The following is a 20,992-nucleotide window of genomic DNA, read 5'->3' on the forward strand; positions in this document are numbered from 1 at the left end:
GATTGTCCCTTCATGAACGGTGCTCTCGTCCGCATCCCAATGCGGCGCTGACGGAAAAGCCAATGATCGGCCCTGACGAGGGTTCGGACAGACGAAGCGAGCAAGAAGATGAACGGATCGCGATCAAATTCCCCACGGCATTCCGACAGGGCGTCGCTCGATGCGCTGAACCGCACCATCGAAGGTCTGGAGGCGAGGATCGAGGGGCTGATTGGCACTGGTGCCCGCGACCAGCGCCAGCGCCCCCTGGCGCCGGAGCGCGAGAGCTACGCTGATCCTTATGCCGCCCGCGCACCTCATGCCGCCGAAGCGCGGCCGGATCCCTTCGCTGAAATTCGCCAGCGCCAGCGCATTCTGGAAGCGAGCCGCGAACGCCCGGCGGTGCGCGAGCCCGCATCCTACACACGCGAGCAGCCGGCCCCTTCGCGTACGCCTCTCCCGGTTGCCGAACACGCGCCGCGCTCCGCCGCGCCCCAACCGGCCTACCGCGCTGGCGAAGACACCATGACAGAGATCGCGCAGGCGCTCGTCAATCTTCGCCAGGACCTGAAGCGAGACATCTCCGATGGCGTGACGCGCGAAATGAATGCGCTGCGCGAAGAGATCCGCAGCATCAAGGTCGGGGCGGAAGACCGCCGCTTCGCCGATGACATCCGCGCCGACATGAGCCGCCTTGCCAGTAGCATCGATCAGCTTGCCGGTCACTCCAATGTGCCTGAGGCACAAGGGTTGCGCGGCGAGTTCGAAGAGCTGCGCTCGCTGATGGACGGGCTCGCACGCGAAGATTCAATTCGTCACATGGAGACCCGCTGGGACGGTTTCGAGCACCAGCTGCATGCACTCGACACGGCCGGCCTGCAGGAGGAGCTCGTGGCGTTCGCCTACCGGCTCGACGACATCAAGCGCCATATCGGCGGCATGGGCGAAAGCCCGGCCGTGCGGGCGCTGGAAGACAAGCTTATCTCCATCGCGACGGCGATGGAGCAGTTCGGCAGCATGATCCAGCCGCACGACCGAGCGATGGCCGAGCAGTTTGCGGCGATGGATAGCCGCCTCGACGAAATCAGCCGCGCCATCGCCGCAACCGGTCGCACCGCCGCCAGCGGCGATCCGGCCATGATGCATCGCCTCGAAGGCCGCCTCAACGCCCTGGGCGAACAGATCGATATGATGGGCCACAGCGTCGCGAGCCGCGCGGCGCCGGCCGATGACCTGGCGGACCGGCTTGAAACCCTGACGCTGCGCGTCGAGGAACTCGCCAACGCCGAGGCCACCTCGCGCCTCGACGAGCGCCTGGAGCACCTGTCCTATCTGCTCGAGCGCAGCCACAAGGCTGCGCCGCAGCCGGAGTTGACGGGCGCGCTTGCCGACATCTCGCGCAAGATCGATGCGCTCGAGGTCGGCTCGGTCAACGACGCGCTCGCGCAGCGCCTTGACTATCTGGCGCGCCGCATCGACGAGATGGATTTCCAGCCGCTTCAGCCCGTCGCCGCTCCCGTGGACGATAGCGCTTTCCGCCGCATCGAAAGTCGGCTCGGCGATATCGTCGCGCGCCTGGAGGAAAGCACCGCCGCACCGGCGGCCGATCCATATGCGCTGAAGAACCTCGAAGATCAGATCGCAAACCTGTCGGCGCTGATGAGCGAACCGCGGCCCGCGGCCGAGCTGCCGGCGGAGTTCGACCGCCGCATGGGCGCGATCGAAGACTACATGGCGACGAGCGACGAATATATCATCGAGGCTGCCCGCCAGGCGGCCGAAGCGGTGGTTGAGGCCTATGCGAGAAGCGGCGCGCTGCAGGGCGGTGCGCTGGCTGTGGCTGATATGTCGGCACTCAATGCGCTTGCCGAAGATTTGCGCCAGCTCGAGGACCTCAGCCGCAGCAGCGACGAGCGCACGCACAGGACCTTTCAGGCGCTGCACGAAACGCTGGTCCAGATCGCCGAGCGGTTGGACACTATGGAAGACCGCGCTGTCGCAAGGCCGGCGCCGAGGATGCCGGCCGCCGATGTCGAATTCGCTGTCGATACCTACGCGATGATGCAGGCCGGCGCCGAAGACGCGCAGAAGCCGGCGGTGTTCGGAACCCGCGCCCCGGCGAGCCGTCAGCTCGAGGTCGCCGAAGAGGCGCCCGCCGTGCCGGTCATGGCCGCAACCGACACCAGTGCGATCGCGATCGAGGCCGCGACGAAGCCGGCATCTTCTGCAGCTCCCTCGAAGGGCAGCCTGCTTGCCGGCCTTGGCAAGCGTCTGCTGCCGAGCAAGAAGGCAAAGGTGGAGACCGCTGCCGCTGAACGCACGCTTATTGATCCTGCTCCTTCCATTGATCCCGTCGACGTGATGCCGCCGGAAGCCGCCAACGAGCCGCTGGAGCCGGGCTCGGGTGCGCCGGATATCAAGAAGATCCTGGAGCGTGTGCGTGCCAGCCAGAACGCTGTGCGGACGAACGTCAAGCCGGTGACGGAAAACGAGCGCGCCGACTACATTGCTGCTGCCCGCCGCGCCGCACAGGCTGCAGCGCTGGAAACCGAACCGGGCTCCAAGCCGCAGCGCGCCAGGGCCGAGAAGAAGACAAAGGACAAGGATGCGGTGAAGGGCAGTGCTTTCTCGCGCTTCCGCCGTCCGATCCTGCTTGCGGTCGGTGCCGTGCTGCTGGCGATCATGGCGTTCCCGCTGGCCCGCACGCTGACAAGCGGCCAACCGGCGCCGTCCGCCGAAGTTGCTGTACTGACGGATTCGTCCAGCAATGCCCTGCCGCCTGACAGCGAAACGGCACCCGACCAGGCAGCAGCAACCGTTCCGGAAGTCCCGGCCGCAGAAGCCCCGATCGCGCCCCTTGCAAGCGCCGATCCGATACCTGCGCCGGCAGCACCCGATCACTTGACGGCAACCGCACCACTGAATGGCGATGCGGCCGCCCCGTTCGCGCCTTCCGGCGCTTCGCAGGACGCGTCCGGCTTCGTCGCCAAGGATACGGCGCCGGTCACCGCCGCCATGGCTACCGCACCCGCCGCCCCGGCCACGGAAACAGCCGGTATTGCCATTCCCGATGTCGTGCAGCCGAAGTCGCTCGCCGATGCCGCCAAGAGCGGCGATGCGCTGGCGCTCTTTGAGATCGGCGCTCGCTACAGCGAAGGCCGCGCCGGCATCACCGTCGATCCAAAGGAGGCGGTAAGCTGGTATCAGCTCGCTGCGGGTAAGGGCTTCGCGCCGGCCGAATACCGTCTCGGTAACATTTACGAGAAGGGCACGGGTGCCGATCGCGATATCGTCAAGGCGAAGCAGTATTACGAGCAGGCGGCAAACCAGGGCAACGCCAGCGCGATGCACAATCTCGCCGTGCTCTATGCGTCCGGTGCGCTGGGCCAGCAGGACTACAAGACGGCTGCAGACTGGTTCGTCAAGGCGGCCAACCTCGGCATCACCGACAGCCAGTTCAATCTGGCGATCCTTTGCGCCCGCGGCAATGGCGTCGCGCAGGATCTGACCGAGTCCTACAAGTGGTTCGCGATTGCCGCCAAGGGCGGCGACAAGGACGCGTCACAGAAGCGTGACGAGGTCGCCAACGCCATGAAGCCGGATCAGCTGGAGAAGGCGCGCGCCAAGGCCGATCTCTGGAAGGCTGCACCGCTCGATAGCAGGGCGAATGGCGTGGACGTCCCCGATGAATGGGTCGGCAATGCCACCAAGACCTCGACCGTCGACATGAAGAAGGCGATCCGCAACATCCAGGCGATCCTCAACAACAACGGCTTCGACGCCGGCCAGCCGGACGGCGAGATGGGCGCGAAGACGGTCACGGCGATCAAGAACTTCCAGAAATCGATCGGCCAGGAGCCGAGCGGCAAGATCAACGACGTTACGGTGAAGGCGCTGCTGGAGCGCAACAAGGGACCCGCCACCAAGGTCTGATCAGAGCTTTGTCCGATCTCCGATGCAGCGCGTGGGGGATCGACGTGACAGTCCTGCAAGGGTCCGTCGGACGTCCCTTGAGGCAGCGCAAGCGACCGAAAGCCTGTTTCCGCGCGTAGGGCTCAAGCAGAATAAATTTCGCACGGGGCGCGTATTCTTCCGAAATGCTATTTGCAAAATATTGCAACTATGATTCTTCTTGCTGGGTGAGTGCTCTGCGTATCGTGATTCGTGAATGTCTTTGATGCTGAATGATTTGGCGGAGATTCCGAATGATAGGTCTGGATATTGAGAGTTGGGCGCTGACGCGAGCTCACCATATAGTCCTGAACGAGGGATTGAATCTTGCGAAGGCGGCGCAGGACCTGGATCGCAAGCGGTCGCGCACACTGGTTTACGAGCTTCAGAAAGTCATAGCCGCCGCCATCCTTGAAGCTCATGCAGCCTCGATGTCCGGCAGCCTGCAGGCAGGCCAGGAGACCTAGTTCATATTGCTTTACACGCCGTGGCCGCCGACGTGACAGCTAAAACCCGGCGACTGCCCGCGTCCTTTCCAGCAGATCTCCATACGCGACTTGCTCCAGTCCGATTGGGCGTGGAGCCGACCTATGCTTTACCGGTTTGCGCGTCGAGGGTTTCGATCAGTCGGGTCATCACGGTTCGGGCTGCCTCGAGCTCGGCGGAGGTGAAAGACTGCCCGAGCCTGTCGGCCCACTCTGCCTGCGCCATCTCGATGGCGGCGAGGCGGGTCTCGCCTTCATCGGTCAATTTCACCAGCTTGGCGCGCTGATGTTGCGGGTTGTCGACGTAGCTGATCAGCCTGTCAGCCGCCAGCGTATCCGCCAGCCGCTGCACGCCCTGCCGGGCAATCCCAAGCAGCCGGGCAATCTGTGCGACGGAATGCGTGCCGCTTCGAGCACCTGCAAGCACCTGCCAGCGGGCGCTCGTTTGCCCGGCGGGCTTCGCCAGCTCGTCGCCGGCGGCGGTCAGCCGGCCGGCGAGCCGCAATGCAGTGATAGCGAACAGCGAGAAGGCATCGCCTTCGGTGCTCCGCTTCGGGCGATTTTGTTTGACAACATGTTGTCGCTTATGTATCTCGTCAAGCATGACAACATATTGTCATGATCGGGTGGCCTTGCAAAGAGCCGGAGGAGGAATTTCCATGAAGAAAACCTACACGGGCAGCTGCCATTGCGGCAAAATCCGCTACGAGGTCGATGCCGATCTCCAAGCGGGCACCGGCCGCTGCAATTGCTCGGTCTGCGGCAAGCGACGCTATTGGGGCGCGATCGTGAAACCTGAAGACTTCCGTCTACTGTGTGAGGAGACCGCGGCGGGCGACTATCAGTTCGCATCGATGAGCGGCCATCACCGCTTCTGCACGACGTGCGGCCTGCATGCCTACGGGCACGGGCATATTCCCGAGATCGGCGGGGACTACTTTTCGATCAATATCGCTTGCCTCGACGACATATCGCCGGAGGAGCTTGCCGCGCTGCCCATCCGCTACATGGATGGGCGCCACGACAACTGGTGGAACGAGCCGGCGGTGACGAGCTACCTCTAGCCGCAGGCCGGCAATCTCGCAGCTCTGCTGGCCTCGGCGCGGAGACCCAGCAGCCCGGCGCCCGTCACTAGAATGATCGCCGTTGCATAGAGGTCGGTGGTCAGTTGGTAGCCAAGCGACTTGGCCAGGAAGCCGGCGAGGATGGCTGGGAGGCTGAAAGCCAGATAGCTCTGGATATAAAAAGCGGACAACAGACCGGCGCGCTCGTCGGTCTTGGCGAGCGGCATGATCGTGCCGATTGAACCAAGGAAGTTTGTGCCGAATCCGGCTCCCGTCAGGAACGTGCCGACGAGCAGCAACGGCACGGCGCCGAGGTGGACGCCGCCGACCACTGTCAGAATGCCAAGCGTGGTCGCGGCTGTGCCGAAACCGAGGTTTGCCGTGCCAGACTTGCTGCGCCTGAGATAGACGGCAACCGCGCCCGACACCATCAGTGCTGTCACGATTGATCCGCCCGTCAGCGGCGCCCGGCTGCCCGTCGTGCTGGCGACCAGCGAGGGAACCAGGGAGAGATAGAAGCCGCCGAGCGTCCAGTTGGCGATGTTGATCGGCGTCACCAAGGCGAGCGGGCGCTTGACCTGCGGCGGAATCGAAATCGTCGGCTTCAGGGAGTTCCAGAAGCCCGGCCGCCGGCCACCGGTCTCGCTCGTCGCCCAGATGGCGCCGGCCTGTCCGACGAAGGCAGCGAGCAGGATGGCATAGACAAGGTGAAGCGGAAAAGGTCCGTATTGGATCAAGGCGCTGGTGCCGATGGCGCCAACGGCCATGCCGGAGAGCGGCGCGATGGAGTTGACGAGCTGTCCCTTCGCCCGGTCGACGTCCACAAGTGCGGCGCCGATCGACGCGCCGGCGATGCCCGTTGCCAGGCCCTGCACGATCCGCGCTGCAATCAACCAGCCGGGACCGCTGGCAACGACGAACAGCGCCATGGCGACGATTTCCAAAACGAGCGCGGTGAAGATTACCGGCTTGCGGCCAAGGTGGTCGGAGATCGAGCCGGCAATCAGCAGCGCCACAAGAAGCGCGAAGGCATAGACCGCGAAGATCACCGTGATCAGCACCGGAGAGAGGGCGAGGTTTTCTTGATAGATCCGGTAGAGCGGCGTAGGTGCTGCCGAAGCGCCGAAGAAGGTCGCCAGCGTGATCGCGTGGAAAGGGATCGGATTGCGCGAGGTCGTTGTGGAATTGGCGGCGCGGAACATATATAAGCCTCTTAAAGCTAATTCGTTGCGTTAGCCCATGTAGGTCGATCCGACGCTAAAAGCAAATAATTTGCGTTAATGGATCGGTCAAAGATTTTGAACCATGCGCCGGGGCAGGAAGACGGGACGTTAGAAATGGCAGCAAAGGAAAATCTTCGGCCGGGTGGTCGCAGTGCCAGGGTGCAGGCTTCGGTGCACCAGGCGGTGCGCGCACTGCTTACCGGCATGGACCGTGCGGATGTCACGATCCCACTGATTGCCGCAAAGGCTGGCGTCACCCCATCGACGATCTACCGTCGCTGGGGTGACCTGCAGGAGTTGCTGGCGGACGTCGCGGTCGAGCGCCTGCGCCCCGATATGCAGCCAATCGACACCGGCAGCGGCAGGGGAGACTTGGAAGCCTGGGCGGAGCAATATGCCGAGGAGATGTCCTCCGGCGTCGGACGCGAGATGATCCGCGACGTGCTGGCCGCCCAGGACAATGCCAACGCCTGCAAGTGCTGTGCTTTCACCCGCGAGCAGATGGAACTGCTGAGCGAGCGGGCGCTTGCACGCGGCGAGATTTTTCCGCCGGTCGATGCGGTGATGGATCAGGTTGTTGCGCCGATTATCTACCGAATCCTTTTCGGCGACGTGCCGAGCGCAGAACGGGTGCGCAGCCTCGTGGCCGACGTGATGACGAAGGACATGGACGTCACTCAGCCGCCGCGCGCTTCTGCGCAGAAATCTGCGTGATATAGGCCCTCAGCGCTGCCGGACGCACCGGCTTGTGCTGGATGCCGATGCCGTGGCGCTCCGCTTCGGCACGAACCTCGGGCGTGCGGTCTGCAGTAACGATGAGAGCCGGGATAAACGCGGTGAACCGTTCCCTGAGTGTGACGATGGCCGAAATGCCGGTGCCGTCGCCAAGGTGATAATCGGCGATAATCACGTCGGGCGGTGCCTGGCGCGCATCGAGTGCGCGGACCGCCCCTAGCGAGTCCAGGCATTGCACGTCGCAGCCCCAGCCGCTGATCAGCAGTTGCATGCCTTCCAGAATATGCGGTTCGTTGTCGATGCAGAGAATCCGCAGTCCCTTGAGGCTCTGCGCCGAATGCTCCACCGGTTGGGCTGCGCCGACACGTTCGGCAAGCCGTGAGGCATCTCGTGGCATGACGATCCGGAAATCCGTGCCCTTGCCGTGTGTCGAGTGCAGTTCCACCGGATGGTTGAGGACGCGCGCGATACGATCGACGATCGAGAGACCGAGCCCCAAACCGGAGGCCGTTTTGGCGCCTTCGTCGAGCCGGGCGAATTCCTTGAAGACGATGCGGAACTTCGACGGCGGAATGCCGATCCCAGAATCCATGACCTGGATGACGACCTGACTTCCGCGCCGGCGCGCGCCGACCAGCACCTTGCCGTCGATCGTGTATTTGATTGCGTTGGAGACGAGGTTCTGTACGAGGCGGCGAAGCAAGTTGGGGTCGGAGCGGACCCGCAGCGAGGTTGGCATCACCACCAGCTTCAGCTTCTTCTCGCGGGCGATCGGCGCGAAGTCGGTCTGGATCCGCTCCAGCAGATCGGAAAGGGGCACGGAGGCGAGGCGTGGCCGCATGGCGCCGGTGTCAAGCCGCGAAATATCGAGCACCGCGCCAAGGATGGTCTCGACCGATTCCAGCGCGGAATCGATGTTGCGAACGATCGCGCTGCTTTCGGATTGGCCCATGCGCTCGACCAGCGCCGAAGAATAGAGCCGGGCGGCATTGAGAGGCTGAAGGATGTCGTGGCCGGCAGCAGCGAAGAAGCGCGTCTTCCCAAGATTGGCTTCATCTGCCGCGGCTCTCGCCTCGCCGAGTTCGTGATTGACGCGGGTCAGTTCCGCCGTCCGCTCGGCCACGCGCTGTTCCAGCGTTTCATTCGCCTGCTTCAGGGCTCGGTCGGCAGCGACCCGCTGGCTGATGTCGGTGAAGGTTGCGACGATGCCCTTGTCCGGCATGGCATTGGAGCGGACTTCGATGATGCGCTCGCCGCTGCCAAGCACCAGCGCGAAGGGCTTGTCCAGCGTCAGGAAGTGGCGAACGGTCTGGTTGACGTCGCCGGCCGGAACATCGCCGCGCTGGCTGAGGATTGCCACGATGTCGGCCAGCGGGAAGCCCACTTGTCCGGCATTCTCCGGCAGATCAAGCAACTGCCGGAAACGCCGGTTCCAGATCGTCAGGTTGTTCGAGCTGTCGAAGACCGCGATGCCCTGGTCCATCTGCGAAAGTGCCGTCTGCAGCATGTCCTGGTTATATTGCAGCGCCTCGCTTGCCTGGTCGAGCAGCCAAGCGGTATCGGCGGAGGCGTCTTCTACCTTCTGAAGGATCAGCGACAACACGAGCCTGGCGGACGAAGAGCCGATGGCGCTGCCGAGCAACTGTTCGGTAAAGTGAATAAGCGCCATGTCGGCCGGCTGGTCATCCTCCAGATTGCGGCCTGAATTTTGCTGGTAGGTCTGGAACGACCGTTCCATGCGCTCTTCGCCGAGATAGCGCGAGACCGTCGCCTTCAGGTCGCCGACGCTGATGCGGCTTTTCCAGCCGCGCGTGGCAAATTGCGAGCGGGACTGCCGTTTGATGAAGATGCCGGCCTGGATGCGTTCAAGCGGTCGTGCATTGCGGGTCACCGAACCGATGACGAAGAAGGCGGTATTGACGAGCAGGCTCATCACCGTGGCATTGACCAGCGGATCGGCAGCGTTACCCGTGAAGATCGTCGTGCCGGGAAAGATGAAGCCGAGGACCGCACTTGCGACCCCCGAATAGTCCGGTCCGCCAAGCGAGGGCAGGAACAGCAGATAGACCCAGATCACGAAGCCCGACGTCAGCCCGAGGATGGCGCCGCGGGCATTGGCCCGTCGCCAGACGAGGCCGCCGAAAAGGGCAGGGGCCATCTGCGCAATGGCGGCAAAAGAGAGGAGGCCGATCGAGGCCAGTCCCGTCGTGCTGTCGGTCGAGCGGTAATAGGCGTAGCCGAGCAGCAGCACGGCGAAGATCGCGCTGCGCCTTATGTTGAGCAGCGTCTTTGCGAAGTCGTTGCGCTGTCCTGTGCGGTCGGTCAGCTTCCGGTGCAGGAAGATCGGCATGATGATGTCGTTCGACACCATGATTGACAGCGCGACCGAAGCAACGATCACCATGGCAGTCGCCGCTGAAAAGCCGCCGATGAAGGTGATCAGCGAGACGACAGGCATCTGCCCGGCAAGCGGCAGCGACAGCATGTACAGGTCGGCATTGCCGTTGCCGCCGAACGTCAGCAGGCCGCCGATCGCCACCGGCAGGACGAAGAGATTGATGACGACGAGATAGAGCGGGAACAGGAAGCCGGCGAACCGGAGTTCCCGGGCGGTCCTGTTCTCGACAACCGTGACGTGGAATTGCCGCGGCAGCATGATGATGGCGAAGGCCGACAGCAGGATCAGCGTGATCCAGCGACTGATCGGCGTCTGGTAATGCAGCGCCGAGAGCACGAGCTGGTTCTCGCTGGCCTTTTGCCAGAGGTCGGATGGGCCGTCGAACAGGAACCAGATCACGCAGACGCCGGCCGTGAGGAAGGCGAAAAGCTTGACGACGGACTCCATGGCAATGGCGAGGATCAAGCCGTCCTGGTGTTCGGTCGCATCCGTGTGGCGCGTGCCGAACATGATCGCAAAGCAGGCGAGCACGAGCGTTACGAGTAGCGGCAGGTCGAGAAAATAAAGGTTGCCGCTGCCGATGCCGTAATCCGACGGATCGAGCATCGCGGTCACGGTGCTCGATACCGATTTGAGCTGCAACGCGATGTAGGGGATGGCGCCGACGAGCGAAATCAGCGCCACGATGGTCGCGACCGTCGAGTTCTTGCCGTAGCGCGCGGAAATGAAGTCGGCGACCGATGTCAGCTTCTCGGCCTTGGCAAGCTCGATGATCCGTCGCAGCACGGGCATGCCGAGCGTGAAGACGAGAATCGGGCCAATGTAGATGCCGAGGAACTCCAGCCCGCGCTGGGATGCAAGGCCGACGCTGCCGAAATAGGTCCAGGATGTGCAGTAGATCGCGAGGCTGAGTGCATAGACGGCCGGCCGGCCGCCAACTGGCGTTCCGTACATACGCCGCCTGCGGTCGCCATGGCTCGCAACTGCAAACAAGAGCAGCAGATAGCCGAAAGCAGATGCAAGTATGACCCAGCCTGGCAGCATCGAACCTCCACCGGCGCACCATGCAACGGTTCTCCCGGAGCACCGAGATTAGGGCAATTCCAAAGCTTTGAACATCGGGTGGGCTCTAGCAGGCTGTTGAAGAAGTCTCTGGTTTGGCTTTGAGGATAGCTTCGTCGCCATTGTGGTACGCGAACGTGACCTCGATCGAGCCATCGTCGAGTAACTCAGCATGACCATCGCCCGAGACTTCGTCCATTTCGTCAAATCCAGACCATGTGAAGGAAACGGTGGATCGGCTATAGCCGAGATCGAGGCCCGCTTGCATCGCACCGAAAGCGATTTCGCCATGACCGTCTGGCCCGATGGCGATTGCTGCAGGCTCAACCAGGTCGAGATAATCCCGATCCCATAGGTCGGCCTCGATAATCCGCCAGCGGCCGATCAGGCGGCAGGTCGAGGCGGCGCTCAAGACAGCACCGCCATCAGTTTCGGTAAGCGCACCAGATCATAGGCAGCCGCCGCGAAGGTGAAGGCCCATCCAACGCGGTCGCGGCCGCGGAACTTCGTCTTGTCCTGCCCCGCGACGGTCTTGATCCAACCGAACGCCTCCTCGATGCGCTTGCGGATGCGTAAGCTGATCCCATAGCCGGAATGGCGCGTCGTGCGCCCATCAATGGCCGAGCGGCGACCATTGACGTTCTGCGCCACATGGGGCGTCACCTTCATCGACCGCAAATCTTTGACGAAGTCCTTTGTGTCATAGGCCTTGTCGGCACCCAGCGTGATCGCTTGTGGCCGCTCAGTGAAGGGCTCGATCATGTGCAGCGCCGCTACCCGTTCAGCATATCCGCTGGCCTCTGTCAGATAGGCATCGACCAGCAGGCCATGGCGGTTTTCCATCAGCCCGTGGCCCATGAAGCACAGCTTGGCCTCCTTGCCTTTACCCTTCTTATAAAGTCTTGCATCTGGGTCGGTCGTTGAAGCATGCGTCTCGTTGGAACGCCTTTCGCCATGGAAGTCTGCTTCCACATTCCGACCGCCGCCATCCGATGGTGGTTCGCCCGAGCCGTTCTTCGGCTTGAAGCTCTTCATCGATGCCCAGGCTTCGATCAGCGTGCCATCGACAGAGAAGTGGTCCGTTGACAGCAGCCGCTTTACCTTGGGCTGCGCCAGGATCGCACCCAGGAACTTCGCGGCGATGTCGCCTTCGAGCAACCGGTCGCGGTTCTTCGAAAACACCGAATGGTCCCAGGCTGGATCGTCAATGCCAATGTCGACGAACCAGCGGAACAGAAGGTCGTATTCCAGCCGCTCCATCAAAAGCCGCTCGGAACGGATCGAATAGAAGGCTTGCAAAAGCATGGCGCGCAGAAGCTTCTCAGGCGCGATCGATGGCCGCCCGATCGGTGAATAAAGCGCTGCAAACTCCCGTTCCAGCAAAACGAGCGCGTCGTTCACGATCTGCCGGATGGCCCGCAGCGGATGATCACGACGAACACGATCCTCCAGATCGACATAGCTGAAGAGTTGCCCCGTCCTCACATCGCCGCCGCGCATCCATCAACTCCGAATCTCGACAAAGTCAGTGAATCACGACCACAGCCTCCACGCCAGGCCTCTTTTTCAACAGCCTGCTAGGCCTTAAGTCAAAGACCGTTGGAGCGGCGATAATTTGTAATTAGCAATTGAATAATTGCATCGAAGATGTAGCTAATAAAAACAATGACCTGTCGGTGAGACTGCATCAGAGGGAGACGGATCGGATGCTCAATGAGTTCAAAGCGTTTATCGCTCGCGGCAACGTCATGGACCTTGCTGTCGGTGTTATCATCGGTGGTGCCTTTGGGGGTATCGTGAGGTCATTGGTGGACGACGTCATCATGCCGATCGTCGGTGCTATCTTCGGTGGCTTCGACTTTTCGAACTATTTCATCGGCCTGTCCGCCAACGTGAACGCGCCAACACTGACTGCTGCCCGCCAGCAGGGCGCGGTTCTTGCCTATGGCAGCTTCATCACGGTTCTGATCAACTTCCTCATACTTGCATGGATCATCTTCCTGATGGTCAAGGGTGTGAATACATTGCAGGCTCAGGTGGAGCGGCAGAAGAAGGTTGCTGCCGAGGAGGCTCCTCCTCCGCCAGCCGACGTCGCGCTTCTGACCGAGATCCGTGACCTGCTCGCCAAACGCCCGGCCGTCTGATCAAATCATGAGCCTTCGCCGGCTCATCCATCACGAAAATCGTTATCGCATCACCGATTGTCATGGGATTTGCGGCCGCATTTGCTTTATGTAGGCGGAAACCGGAGTGATGCATGTCGATTGTAAGCAGCCTTAGCCCGCGCGCCGTCCAGGCGCCCGAAAGCGGGATTGTCGAAGTCGTCAACTATGCCCGTGGCCGCGATGGCCTTCTGCCGCTCTGGGTCGGCGAGGGGGATTTGCCGACGCCTGAATTCATCAGCAGGGCAGCGATGGACGCGCTCTCGGGCGGCGAGACCTTCTATACCTATCAGCGCGGCATCCCGGAGCTGCGCCAGGCGCTCTCGGACTACTATGCGAGGCATTTCGACATAACCCTGCCGGTCGAGCATTTCTATGTCACCGGTTCCGGCATGCAGGCGATCCAGATCGCCGTGCAGGCATTGACCTCGCCGGGCGACGAGCTCGTCTACCTGACACCCGCCTGGCCGAACATCGCGGCCGCCCTGGAAATTGCCGGCGCGCGTTCGGTTGGCGTCCAGCTGACTTTCGAGGGCGGCAAATGGGCGGTCGATCTCGACCTCATCGCGGCGGCGATCACGCCGAAGACGAGGGCCTTCTTCATAAACACGCCGTCCAATCCGACCGGCTGGACCGCAAGCAAGGACGACCTCGTGGCCATCCTGGCGCTAGCGCGCAAGCATGATCTCTGGATCATGGCCGACGAGATTTATGCGCGCTATTACTTCGCCGGCGGCCGCGCACCGTCCTTCCTCGATGTGATGGAGCCCGACGACAAGGTGATGTTCGTCAACTCCTTCTCGAAGAACTGGTCGATGACCGGCTGGCGCGTCGGCTGGATCGTTGCCCCGCCGCAAACCGGCCAGGTGCTCGAGAACCTCATCCAGTATTCGACCTCAGGTGTCGCACAGTTCATGCAGCGCGGAGCGGTCGCCGCCCTGAACGACGGCGACGAGTTCGTGCAATCCAACATCGACAAGGCCAAACGCTCCCGCGACATCCTTTGTGACGCGCTGATCGCAACGAACCGCGTCGAGACGCTGAAGCCGGATGGCGCTCTTTATGCATTCCTGAAGATCGACGGGTTAACCGACAGCCGCAAGGCGGCCATCGACATCGTCGACAAGACCGGTGTCGGGCTTGCGCCCGGAACGGCTTTCGGGCCGGGCGGCGAACTCTTCCTGCGGGCCTGCTTCCTGCGCGATCCGGCCCAGATCCAGACGGCCGCTGACCGGCTGTGCGACTACATCCTCAAGCTTTGACAGGATGAAAGGCCGGCTCAAGCCGGGCTTTCGCGGGATTGTGCAGCCGATACCACCGTGCGAACTGTGATGATCCGTGAGAGGCAAGTTTGCGCCGATACTGCTGAAAAACGCGCGTCTCGTCGCTCAAAATGTCATTCAATCGAATTTTCACTCCCCCCGATTTTGGAGTGTTTCAACACTATCCGCAAATTGCCGTCATACAACATGCAGAGAGCAGCCAGCCTCTTGCACGCTTCGGTCGCGAGGATTGCGTCCTGCGTTCGGGCATTCTTTTCCTTGTCGAGGCGACCCTTCCCGTAGATGCCGCCAACAATAGCCAGGACGACCAGAAGGCCAGCGAGGCGGCTATACAGCTTGGGCATGTTTGGTGTAGCAATTCCCTTAGAGGTTTAACGTGGGGGTGGTCTTGGTGAGGAAGATAATTTCCCTCGTTTTGGGTACGGTGCTGGTAGTCGCGGGAGCCTACGGCTTCCTGTACTTGCTGTTCTTCACCGTTAATCCCGTCAAAATCCTGTACTTCATGGTTCCCGGAGGGCTGTTCGCCATCGGGATAGTGATCCTGTGGGAAGACATCACGGAATTCCTTCGACGGAATTGAAGGTCTGGCGATCGTCCGTGTGGCCGACGTCCACGAATGTTCCGTAGACGGCTAGTATCAGCGTACAAAATCATAAATACGCAACCCCGAGGATTGTCGGCGTGGCTCGGGCTTTGGAATGGCTTTTAGTCTAAAAGACCTGGATCACGCATCGCTGTGTCCACCGATTTTTTCCGAAATGGCACATCGATAGAATTGTAGCAAAGCTTGAAAGCCGCATCTAACCACATCGGCAAACTTACCCGGCCGGACGCCTCCGCACCGGCCGTTTATACGAAATTCTGAAAGGAAAACGGCTTCAGATCTCCCCGCGTATGAAAACGGGGATTCAGGACATGGCAATTTTGGTCACGGGCGGGGCGGGCTATATCGGCAGCCACATGGTCTGGACATTGCTGGATGCAGGCGAGGACGTCGTTGTCCTGGACAACCTTTCGACCGGCTTTCGCTGGACGGTTTCGCCGCGCGCACGCTTCTATCTCGGCGATGTTGCCGATGCACAGGTTCTGAAGACGATCTTTATCGAGAACGACATGGAAGCCATCATCCACTTTGCCGGCTCGGCGATCGTGCCCGCATCCGTTGCCGATCCGCTTGCCTATTACGATAACAACTCCGGCAAGACGCGTGCGCTACTGAGCGCTGCGATCACCGCCGGCATTCGTCATTTCGTCTTCTCCTCCACCGCCGCCGTCTACGGGCCGCAGAAGACGTCCGAACCGGTAAAGGAGACCGCGCCGCTCAATCCGGAAAATCCTTACGGCCAATCCAAGCTGATGACGGAATTCATGCTGCGGGACGCCGCGGCCGCCTATGACTTCGATTATGTCGCGCTGCGCTATTTTAACGTTGCCGGCGCCGATCCGCTGGGACGCACAGGCCAATCGACATCCGGCGCCACCCACCTGATCAAGGTCGCCTGCGAGGCCGCGCTCGGCAAACGCGGCGGCGTTCAAGTTTACGGCATCGATTACCCGACCCATGACGGCACCGGTGTGCGCGACTATATTCATGTCAGCGACTTGACGGCGGTTCACCTGGAGGCGTTGCAGCATCTACGCCGTGGCAATGGCTCGCTGGTTGCCAATTGCGGCTACGGCACCGGCTATTCGGTTCTTGATGTCCTCAATATGGTGACGCGCCTGCACGGCCACTCCTTCAAGGTCCATATGGCACCGAGACGCCCGGGCGATGCCGCAAGCGTTGTCGCGGACTCAGCGCTTGCCCAGCGTGTTCTCGACTGGAAGCCGAAGCACGATTCGCTGGAGACGGTCGTTCAAAGTGCGCTCGACTGGGAACTGTTCCTGATGAATCGCAACGTCGACGATCTGCAGACTATCCAGAAGGCGCTCGCCGCCGCGTCGTTCTGAGGAACGAAACCAATCCTCGGCCCCGCCGGCAACCATCGACTATGCCGCCGAGTACGGTAAGGTGCCGTAAGGCGACAGCCCAGTTCGCTCCAAGGCGCGGTGCCGGGATTGCGAGAAACGATGGCTATGGGAGCGAGGAGATCGGCATGCGGGACGAGACTCAGCAGCGTGAGGTGATTGTCGAACGACGCGCCTCGGCCGGGATCATCCGCCTCAATCGACCGCGTGCGCTGAACAGTCTGACGCTTGAGATGGTCCGTGCGGTTGCGGCTGCGTTGGACGACTTTGCGGCAGACGCCACTATCGCCGCCGTGGTCGTATCGGGGGAGGGGGAACGTGGCTTCTGCGCCGGCGGCGACATCCGCGCATTGCACGAAAGCGGCCGCGCCGGCACGGATTTGGCCATGACCTTCTGGCGCGAAGAGTTCCGCCTGAACTATCGAATCGCCACCTATCCGAAGCCCTATGTGGCGCTGATGGACGGGATCACCATGGGCGGAGGCGTCGGTCTGTCTTCACATGGCCGCCATCGCGTCGTGACCGAACGGACGAGGCTTGCCATGCCGGAAACCGGGATCGGCTATTTTCCGGATGTGGGAGCGACGTGGCTACTGTCGCGCACGCCGGGCGAGGTCGGCACCTGGATGGGCCTGACGGGGCTGACCATCGACGCTGCAGACGTCATCTATGCCGGTCTGGCCGACCACCACATCGCCTCCTTTCGGCTGCCGGATCTTGTCGATACGCTGGCCGAGCTCCCGCGCAACGCCGCATCGCGCGATGTTGAAGCGGTGTTGAAGAATCTGTCCAGCGATCCGGGAACGAGCGCCGTCAAAAGCAATAGAGACCTGATCGAGCACAGCTTTCATTTCGGCGCTGTCGAGGAGATCATCCATGCGCTTGAGAATGAGCCTGATGATTTTGCCGCCGAGATGCTGCGCATTCTCCATACGCGCTCCCCGACCAGTCTGAAGCTGGCGCTTCGTTTGTTGCGCCTGGGCAGACAAAGTCGGAACCTCGCCGAATGCCTCAACCGCGAACTCGGTGCCTGCGTGCAGATATTGAAAAGCCCGGACTTCTATGAGGGCATTCGCGCCGCCATCATCGACAAAGATCGCAATCCGCGCTGGATTCCGGCGACCGTCGAAACGGTCGACCAGGCGGTCATCGATGCCTTCTTCCGGCCTGCCGAGCCGCCGCTGGCGCTCTAGTTTCCTGTTTCACGCATGTCTTTGGGCCTGAAACCGGGTCCCAGGTTCGGGAGACAGGCTCTAGCGCCACATGCCGCGCATGCGCGCCCCGACATCGACGCGTACCTGCCGCGCCTGGTGCGATGCTCCGCCATCGGCCCTGGCCTGCGGCCAGCCCACCACCTCGAAGAACTGCAGCAGCGTCGCCGGAATGAAGCGTGTGCGTGACGCATAGACATGCCGGTCGCCCTGCGCGTTCTGACCGTGCGTGAAGAAGCGCTGCGGCACGACGAGGTCGAGATTGTCCTTGGCGCGGGTCATCGCGACGTAAAGCAGTCGCCGCTCTTCCTCGATCTCGGCGCTGGTTCCGACCGCGAGGTCGGAAGGGATGCAGCCATCGACAACGTTCAGCATGAACACTCTGGTCCACTCCTGCCCCTTGGCGGAATGGATCGTGGAGAGGATCAGATAGTCCTCGTCCAGCAGCGGCACGCCGGCCTGGTCGCTGGTCGCATCCGGCGGGTCGAGCGTCAGCTCGGTCAGGAAACGCTCTCGCGAAGGATAGCCGCCGGCGATCTGCTCCAGTTGCAGCAGGTCGGCCTGGCGGGTCGAGGCGTCCTCGTGCAGGCGTTCGAGATGCGGGCAATACCATTCGCGAACGAGACCAATCTCGGCCGGCCATCCGGCCTTGCCCGTCTTGACTTCCTGCAGCATCGAAACGAAGGCGGTCCAATCCTCGCCGGAACGGGGCGGGGCCGGCAATTTAGCGAGCGCCTGCAGCGGGCTGGCATCGGCAGCCATCTGGTCGATGACGCGCTGTGCGGTCGAAGGCCCGACGCCCGGAAGCAACTGCATCAGCCGGAAGCCGGCGACGCGGTCGCGCGGGTTCTGGGCGAAGCGCAAGGCGGCCAGCATGTCCTTCACATGCGCGCTGTCAAGGAACTTCAGTCCACCGAATTTCACGAACGGAATGTTGCGGCGGGTCAGTTCGACCTCCAGCGCGCCGCTGTGATGGGAAGCGCGGAACAGCACCGACTGCTGCTTCAGCTTCACGCCCTCTTCGCGGTTTTCCAGCACCTTGTCCGCAACGTATCGCGCTTGATCGGCTTCGTCGCGCACCGTCACGAGACGTGGACGTTGGGCGGATTGCCGTTCTGTCCAGAGGTTCTTGGTGAAGCGCTCCGAGGCAAGGTCGATCACCGCGTTGGCAGCTGCGAGAATCGGCTGTGTCGAGCGATAGTTGCGATCGAGCGTGACAATATTCGCGGCCGGACTGAATGCCGCCGGGAAGTCGAGGATGTTACGCACAGTGGCGGCGCGGAAGGAATAGATCGACTGCGCGTCGTCGCCAACGACCGTCAGGCCCTGTCCGCCGGGCTTCAATGCCAAAAGGATTGATGCCTGCAGGCGGTTCGTATCCTGATACTCGTCGACGAGGACATGATCGAAACGGCTGCCGATATCTTCCGCGATGATTGGCTCGCTGACCATCTGCGCCCAGTAGAGAAGCAGATCGTCATAGTCGAGAATGTTCTGGTTCTGCTTGGCTTCGACATAGGCGCCAAAGAGCTCCCGCAGCTGATTTTCCCAAGCCGAGCACCAGGCGAAGGCGTCGCGCAGCACCAGGCTGAGCTCGCTTTCCGAATTGACCACGCGCGAATAGATCGCAAGACAGGTGCCCTTCGTCGGGAATCGGCTTTCCATTTTAGAGAAGCCCAGCTCGTGCCGGATGAGGTTCATCAGATCGGCGCTATCTTCGCGATCGTGGATGGTGAAGGCCGGGTCGATGCCGATCTGCTCCGCATAATCGCGCAAGAGCCTCGCCCCGATACCGTGAAACGTCCCGCTCCAGGCAAGCGCGTCCGCCATGATGCCGGAATTGCTACCAAGCACTTGGGCGCAGATGCGCTCGACGCGCCGCGCCATCTCGGCGGCCGCGCGACGGGAAAATGTCATCAGGAGGATACGGCGCGGATCGGCGCCTTTGACGATCAAATGCGCGACGCGGTGCGCGAGCGTGTTCGTCTTTCCCGAGCCGGCTCCGGCGATAACGAGCAGCGGACCGGCAATGTGGGCACCGTCAGCGAGCGTGCCGTATTCGACGGCCGCGCGCTGTTGGGGATTGAGCTTTTCAAGATACATTCAGCCGTCCGGTTGCTTCGGCGGAGAATCGCACCGCGGAAATGTTGAACGTTCCTTGAATGTTCTCGAACTGCGTCGCTGTCAAGCGGCAGCATGTCAGGGGAAATCGGGAACGATGACACGCCTGGTCAGCTTCAGGGTGCGATCCGGCTGAAGGATATAGGTTTCCCTAACCCTGGTGCCGGTGGAATCGTAGAAGGAATTATAGATGGCGCTGCCGGGCGGCGATTTGGTCAACTTCGTGCGCGGCTGCCCGCCGTAGGTAATGCTGCCCGGAATCGGCTGAACCTCGGTCGAACTATCCGTGGTGCAGTCCGATAGCATCACGGCCGATAGAACCGTCGGAAGCAGTATTTTCATCGTTGCAACCCCGATTAAACCCGGAGGATATATGGCTCGGCTGGTCGCAACGCCAAGTGCGAGCGCCGGCATCGGCAAGTTTCTTCGGAGTATAGATTGGTGCAGTGCAACTAAATTTGCCTTACGGCGTTAGCCGGTAGCTGGCCTGGTCATTCGGAGGCGGTCATGGTGTTTCGATTTCAGACAACGGAAGGTCACTGCGGTGCCTGCGAGCAAGGCCATAGCCTCGCATCAACCCGTGCCTCGGTCGAAAGCGCCCTCAGTGGCGCCTATGACGTTGATAGCAGCGAAATTGTCGTGTCGCTCCTCGGACCTTATGTCGTTCTTGAGGGATTCGTTCGGCAGAAGGGCCATTTCGAGCGGGCGGTTGAGATAGCTGAAGACGTGGTAGGAAAGGGCTATGTCCGTAGCCGGATGTTGCGACGTTAGTCAGGCTACCCAAATATAATACTGTAAACTCATCAGTTTTGGCGCTCACATCCAGCATATAGCTGCGCACCTGGATGCCAGTACCTACCATCATGTAAAATCACACAATTTAGCTTGATCGAAAATACGACCAATTAACTGTGCGAAAGTAGTAGCGGCGGCACTGGAACTAAAAACGCTTTTCATTAGTTAATGCTTGTAATCAAAATACGGGAGAAGCGCATGCAAAGACTTCTTCGACTGGGAGTGCCGGCTTTTGCGCTGGCAATAGGGACCTTTATCACGCCAGCTTCGGCTTCGCTGGAGATCACGAGCGACTATTCCGCTCTGCCGCAGGTTGAGACGGCGATGAACGAATATACTGGCTCGGTGTCCTGCACCGCGCCGACGACGCATTTTGTTCCATCCTTCATTCGGTCTTTTGACGGCGCCATTATCGGCGTCGGCTATCTCGAGGTGCAGAATGACGGTCGCTGTTGATCGTCTCCGTTTCGATTTGGAATTCGTGAAATAGGGTAGCCAAGATCGCGCTCTCCCACGCAGGGCCGATCAACTTTTCTGGTTGCGCGTTGTGCATTG

At 61.5% G+C, this 20,992-nt stretch carries 18 protein-coding genes; 11 read left to right on the forward strand and 7 right to left on the reverse strand.

All coding sequences use genetic code 11. From position 1 onward, the window contains the following. The first annotated feature begins 108 nt into the window (after positions 1-108). Positions 109-3,912 carry a peptidoglycan-binding protein gene (locus ACSQ9D_RS01015; protein WP_436280814.1) on the forward strand — a complete coding sequence of 1,268 codons (3,804 nt, stop codon included), beginning with the start codon at positions 109-111 and terminating at the stop codon, positions 3,910-3,912. A gap of 272 nt (positions 3,913-4,184) precedes the next feature. Further along, on the forward strand, positions 4,185-4,397 hold the full coding sequence (locus ACSQ9D_RS01020) for a hypothetical protein (RefSeq protein ID WP_436280815.1): 213 nt from the start codon (positions 4,185-4,187) through the stop codon (positions 4,395-4,397). Between the two features lie 121 nt (positions 4,398-4,518). Here ACSQ9D_RS01020 and ACSQ9D_RS01025 read toward each other — a convergent pair whose 3' ends face one another. Beyond that, complete coding sequence (locus ACSQ9D_RS01025; protein WP_436280816.1) at positions 4,519-5,019, reverse strand: MarR family winged helix-turn-helix transcriptional regulator; 501 nt, start codon at positions 5,017-5,019, stop codon at positions 4,519-4,521. Between the two features lie 55 nt (positions 5,020-5,074). On the opposite strand from ACSQ9D_RS01025, the gene ACSQ9D_RS01030 reads away from it, so the two are divergent. Next, positions 5,075-5,479 (forward strand): GFA family protein, encoded by a 405-nt coding sequence (locus tag ACSQ9D_RS01030; RefSeq protein ID WP_037114461.1) that lies wholly within the window; start codon positions 5,075-5,077, stop codon positions 5,477-5,479. Here ACSQ9D_RS01030 and ACSQ9D_RS01035 read toward each other — a convergent pair. Beyond that, positions 5,476-6,681 (reverse strand): MFS transporter, encoded by a 1,206-nt coding sequence (locus tag ACSQ9D_RS01035; protein WP_436280817.1) that lies wholly within the window; start codon positions 6,679-6,681, stop codon positions 5,476-5,478. The two genes, ACSQ9D_RS01030 and ACSQ9D_RS01035, sit on opposite strands and share 4 nt — an antisense overlap. 135 nt (positions 6,682-6,816) lie before the next feature. On the opposite strand from ACSQ9D_RS01035, the gene ACSQ9D_RS01040 reads away from it, so the two are divergent. Continuing rightward, positions 6,817-7,416: a TetR/AcrR family transcriptional regulator gene (locus ACSQ9D_RS01040; RefSeq protein ID WP_436280818.1), complete on the forward strand. Its 600-nt coding sequence runs from the start codon at positions 6,817-6,819 to the stop codon at positions 7,414-7,416. Here ACSQ9D_RS01040 and ACSQ9D_RS01045 read toward each other — a convergent pair. The 3 genes from ACSQ9D_RS01045 to ACSQ9D_RS01055 form a co-directional block, all read right to left on the reverse strand. Then, a complete protein-coding gene (locus ACSQ9D_RS01045) occupies positions 7,376-10,879 on the reverse strand; it encodes a PAS domain-containing hybrid sensor histidine kinase/response regulator (RefSeq protein ID WP_436280819.1) in 3,504 nt (1,167 codons plus the stop codon). The genes ACSQ9D_RS01040 and ACSQ9D_RS01045 overlap by 41 nt on opposite strands. An 85-nt stretch (positions 10,880-10,964) precedes the next feature. After that, the gene (locus ACSQ9D_RS01050) at positions 10,965-11,309 is read right to left on the reverse strand and encodes a hypothetical protein (RefSeq protein WP_072382315.1); all 345 of its coding nucleotides are present in this window, start codon (positions 11,307-11,309) and stop codon (positions 10,965-10,967) included. Further along, on the reverse strand, positions 11,306-12,397 hold the full coding sequence (locus ACSQ9D_RS01055) for an IS5 family transposase (RefSeq protein WP_436280820.1): 1,092 nt from the start codon (positions 12,395-12,397) through the stop codon (positions 11,306-11,308). The genes ACSQ9D_RS01050 and ACSQ9D_RS01055 overlap by 4 nt, the downstream gene beginning before the upstream one ends. A gap of 206 nt (positions 12,398-12,603) precedes the next feature. On the opposite strand from ACSQ9D_RS01055, the gene mscL reads away from it, so the two are divergent. The 5 genes from mscL to ACSQ9D_RS01080 all read left to right on the forward strand — a co-directional run bounded on the left by mscL (position 12,604) and on the right by ACSQ9D_RS01080 (position 17,503). Continuing rightward, positions 12,604-13,041 carry a large conductance mechanosensitive channel protein MscL gene (gene mscL, locus ACSQ9D_RS01060; RefSeq protein ID WP_037114456.1) on the forward strand — a complete coding sequence of 146 codons (438 nt, stop codon included), beginning with the start codon at positions 12,604-12,606 and terminating at the stop codon, positions 13,039-13,041. A 113-nt stretch (positions 13,042-13,154) separates the two neighbouring features. After that, positions 13,155-14,321, forward strand: a complete 1,167-nt coding sequence (locus ACSQ9D_RS01065) for a pyridoxal phosphate-dependent aminotransferase (RefSeq protein ID WP_436280821.1) — start codon at positions 13,155-13,157, stop codon at positions 14,319-14,321. Between the two features lie 412 nt (positions 14,322-14,733). After that, positions 14,734-14,922: a hypothetical protein gene (locus ACSQ9D_RS01070; RefSeq protein WP_436283742.1), complete on the forward strand. Its 189-nt coding sequence runs from the start codon at positions 14,734-14,736 to the stop codon at positions 14,920-14,922. Between the two features lie 335 nt (positions 14,923-15,257). After that, positions 15,258-16,292: a UDP-glucose 4-epimerase GalE gene (gene galE, locus ACSQ9D_RS01075; protein WP_436280822.1), complete on the forward strand. Its 1,035-nt coding sequence runs from the start codon at positions 15,258-15,260 to the stop codon at positions 16,290-16,292. Positions 16,293-16,438: 146 nt separating this feature from the next. Further along, positions 16,439-17,503 (forward strand): enoyl-CoA hydratase/isomerase family protein, encoded by a 1,065-nt coding sequence (locus ACSQ9D_RS01080; protein WP_436280823.1) that lies wholly within the window; start codon positions 16,439-16,441, stop codon positions 17,501-17,503. A 60-nt stretch (positions 17,504-17,563) separates the two neighbouring features. Here ACSQ9D_RS01080 and ACSQ9D_RS01085 read toward each other — a convergent pair whose 3' ends face one another. Both ACSQ9D_RS01085 and ACSQ9D_RS01090 read right to left on the reverse strand, forming a co-directional pair. Further along, positions 17,564-19,624: an ATP-dependent helicase gene (locus ACSQ9D_RS01085; protein ID WP_368514749.1), complete on the reverse strand. Its 2,061-nt coding sequence runs from the start codon at positions 19,622-19,624 to the stop codon at positions 17,564-17,566. A 96-nt stretch (positions 19,625-19,720) separates the two neighbouring features. Beyond that, the gene (locus ACSQ9D_RS01090; protein ID WP_436280824.1) at positions 19,721-19,984 is read right to left on the reverse strand and encodes a hypothetical protein; all 264 of its coding nucleotides are present in this window, start codon (positions 19,982-19,984) and stop codon (positions 19,721-19,723) included. Between the two features lie 165 nt (positions 19,985-20,149). Between ACSQ9D_RS01090 and ACSQ9D_RS01095 the strand changes: the two genes are divergently transcribed. Then, the gene (locus ACSQ9D_RS01095) at positions 20,150-20,413 is read left to right on the forward strand and encodes a hypothetical protein (RefSeq protein WP_436280825.1); all 264 of its coding nucleotides are present in this window, start codon (positions 20,150-20,152) and stop codon (positions 20,411-20,413) included. A 222-nt stretch (positions 20,414-20,635) separates the two neighbouring features. After that, on the forward strand, positions 20,636-20,893 hold the full coding sequence (locus tag ACSQ9D_RS01100) for a hypothetical protein (protein ID WP_436280826.1): 258 nt from the start codon (positions 20,636-20,638) through the stop codon (positions 20,891-20,893). Positions 20,894-20,992 lie beyond the last annotated feature (99 nt).

Origin of the sequence: Rhizobium sp. LjRoot258 (assembly GCF_964254185.1) — a bacterium.
GTDB lineage: Bacteria > Pseudomonadota > Alphaproteobacteria > Rhizobiales > Rhizobiaceae > Rhizobium.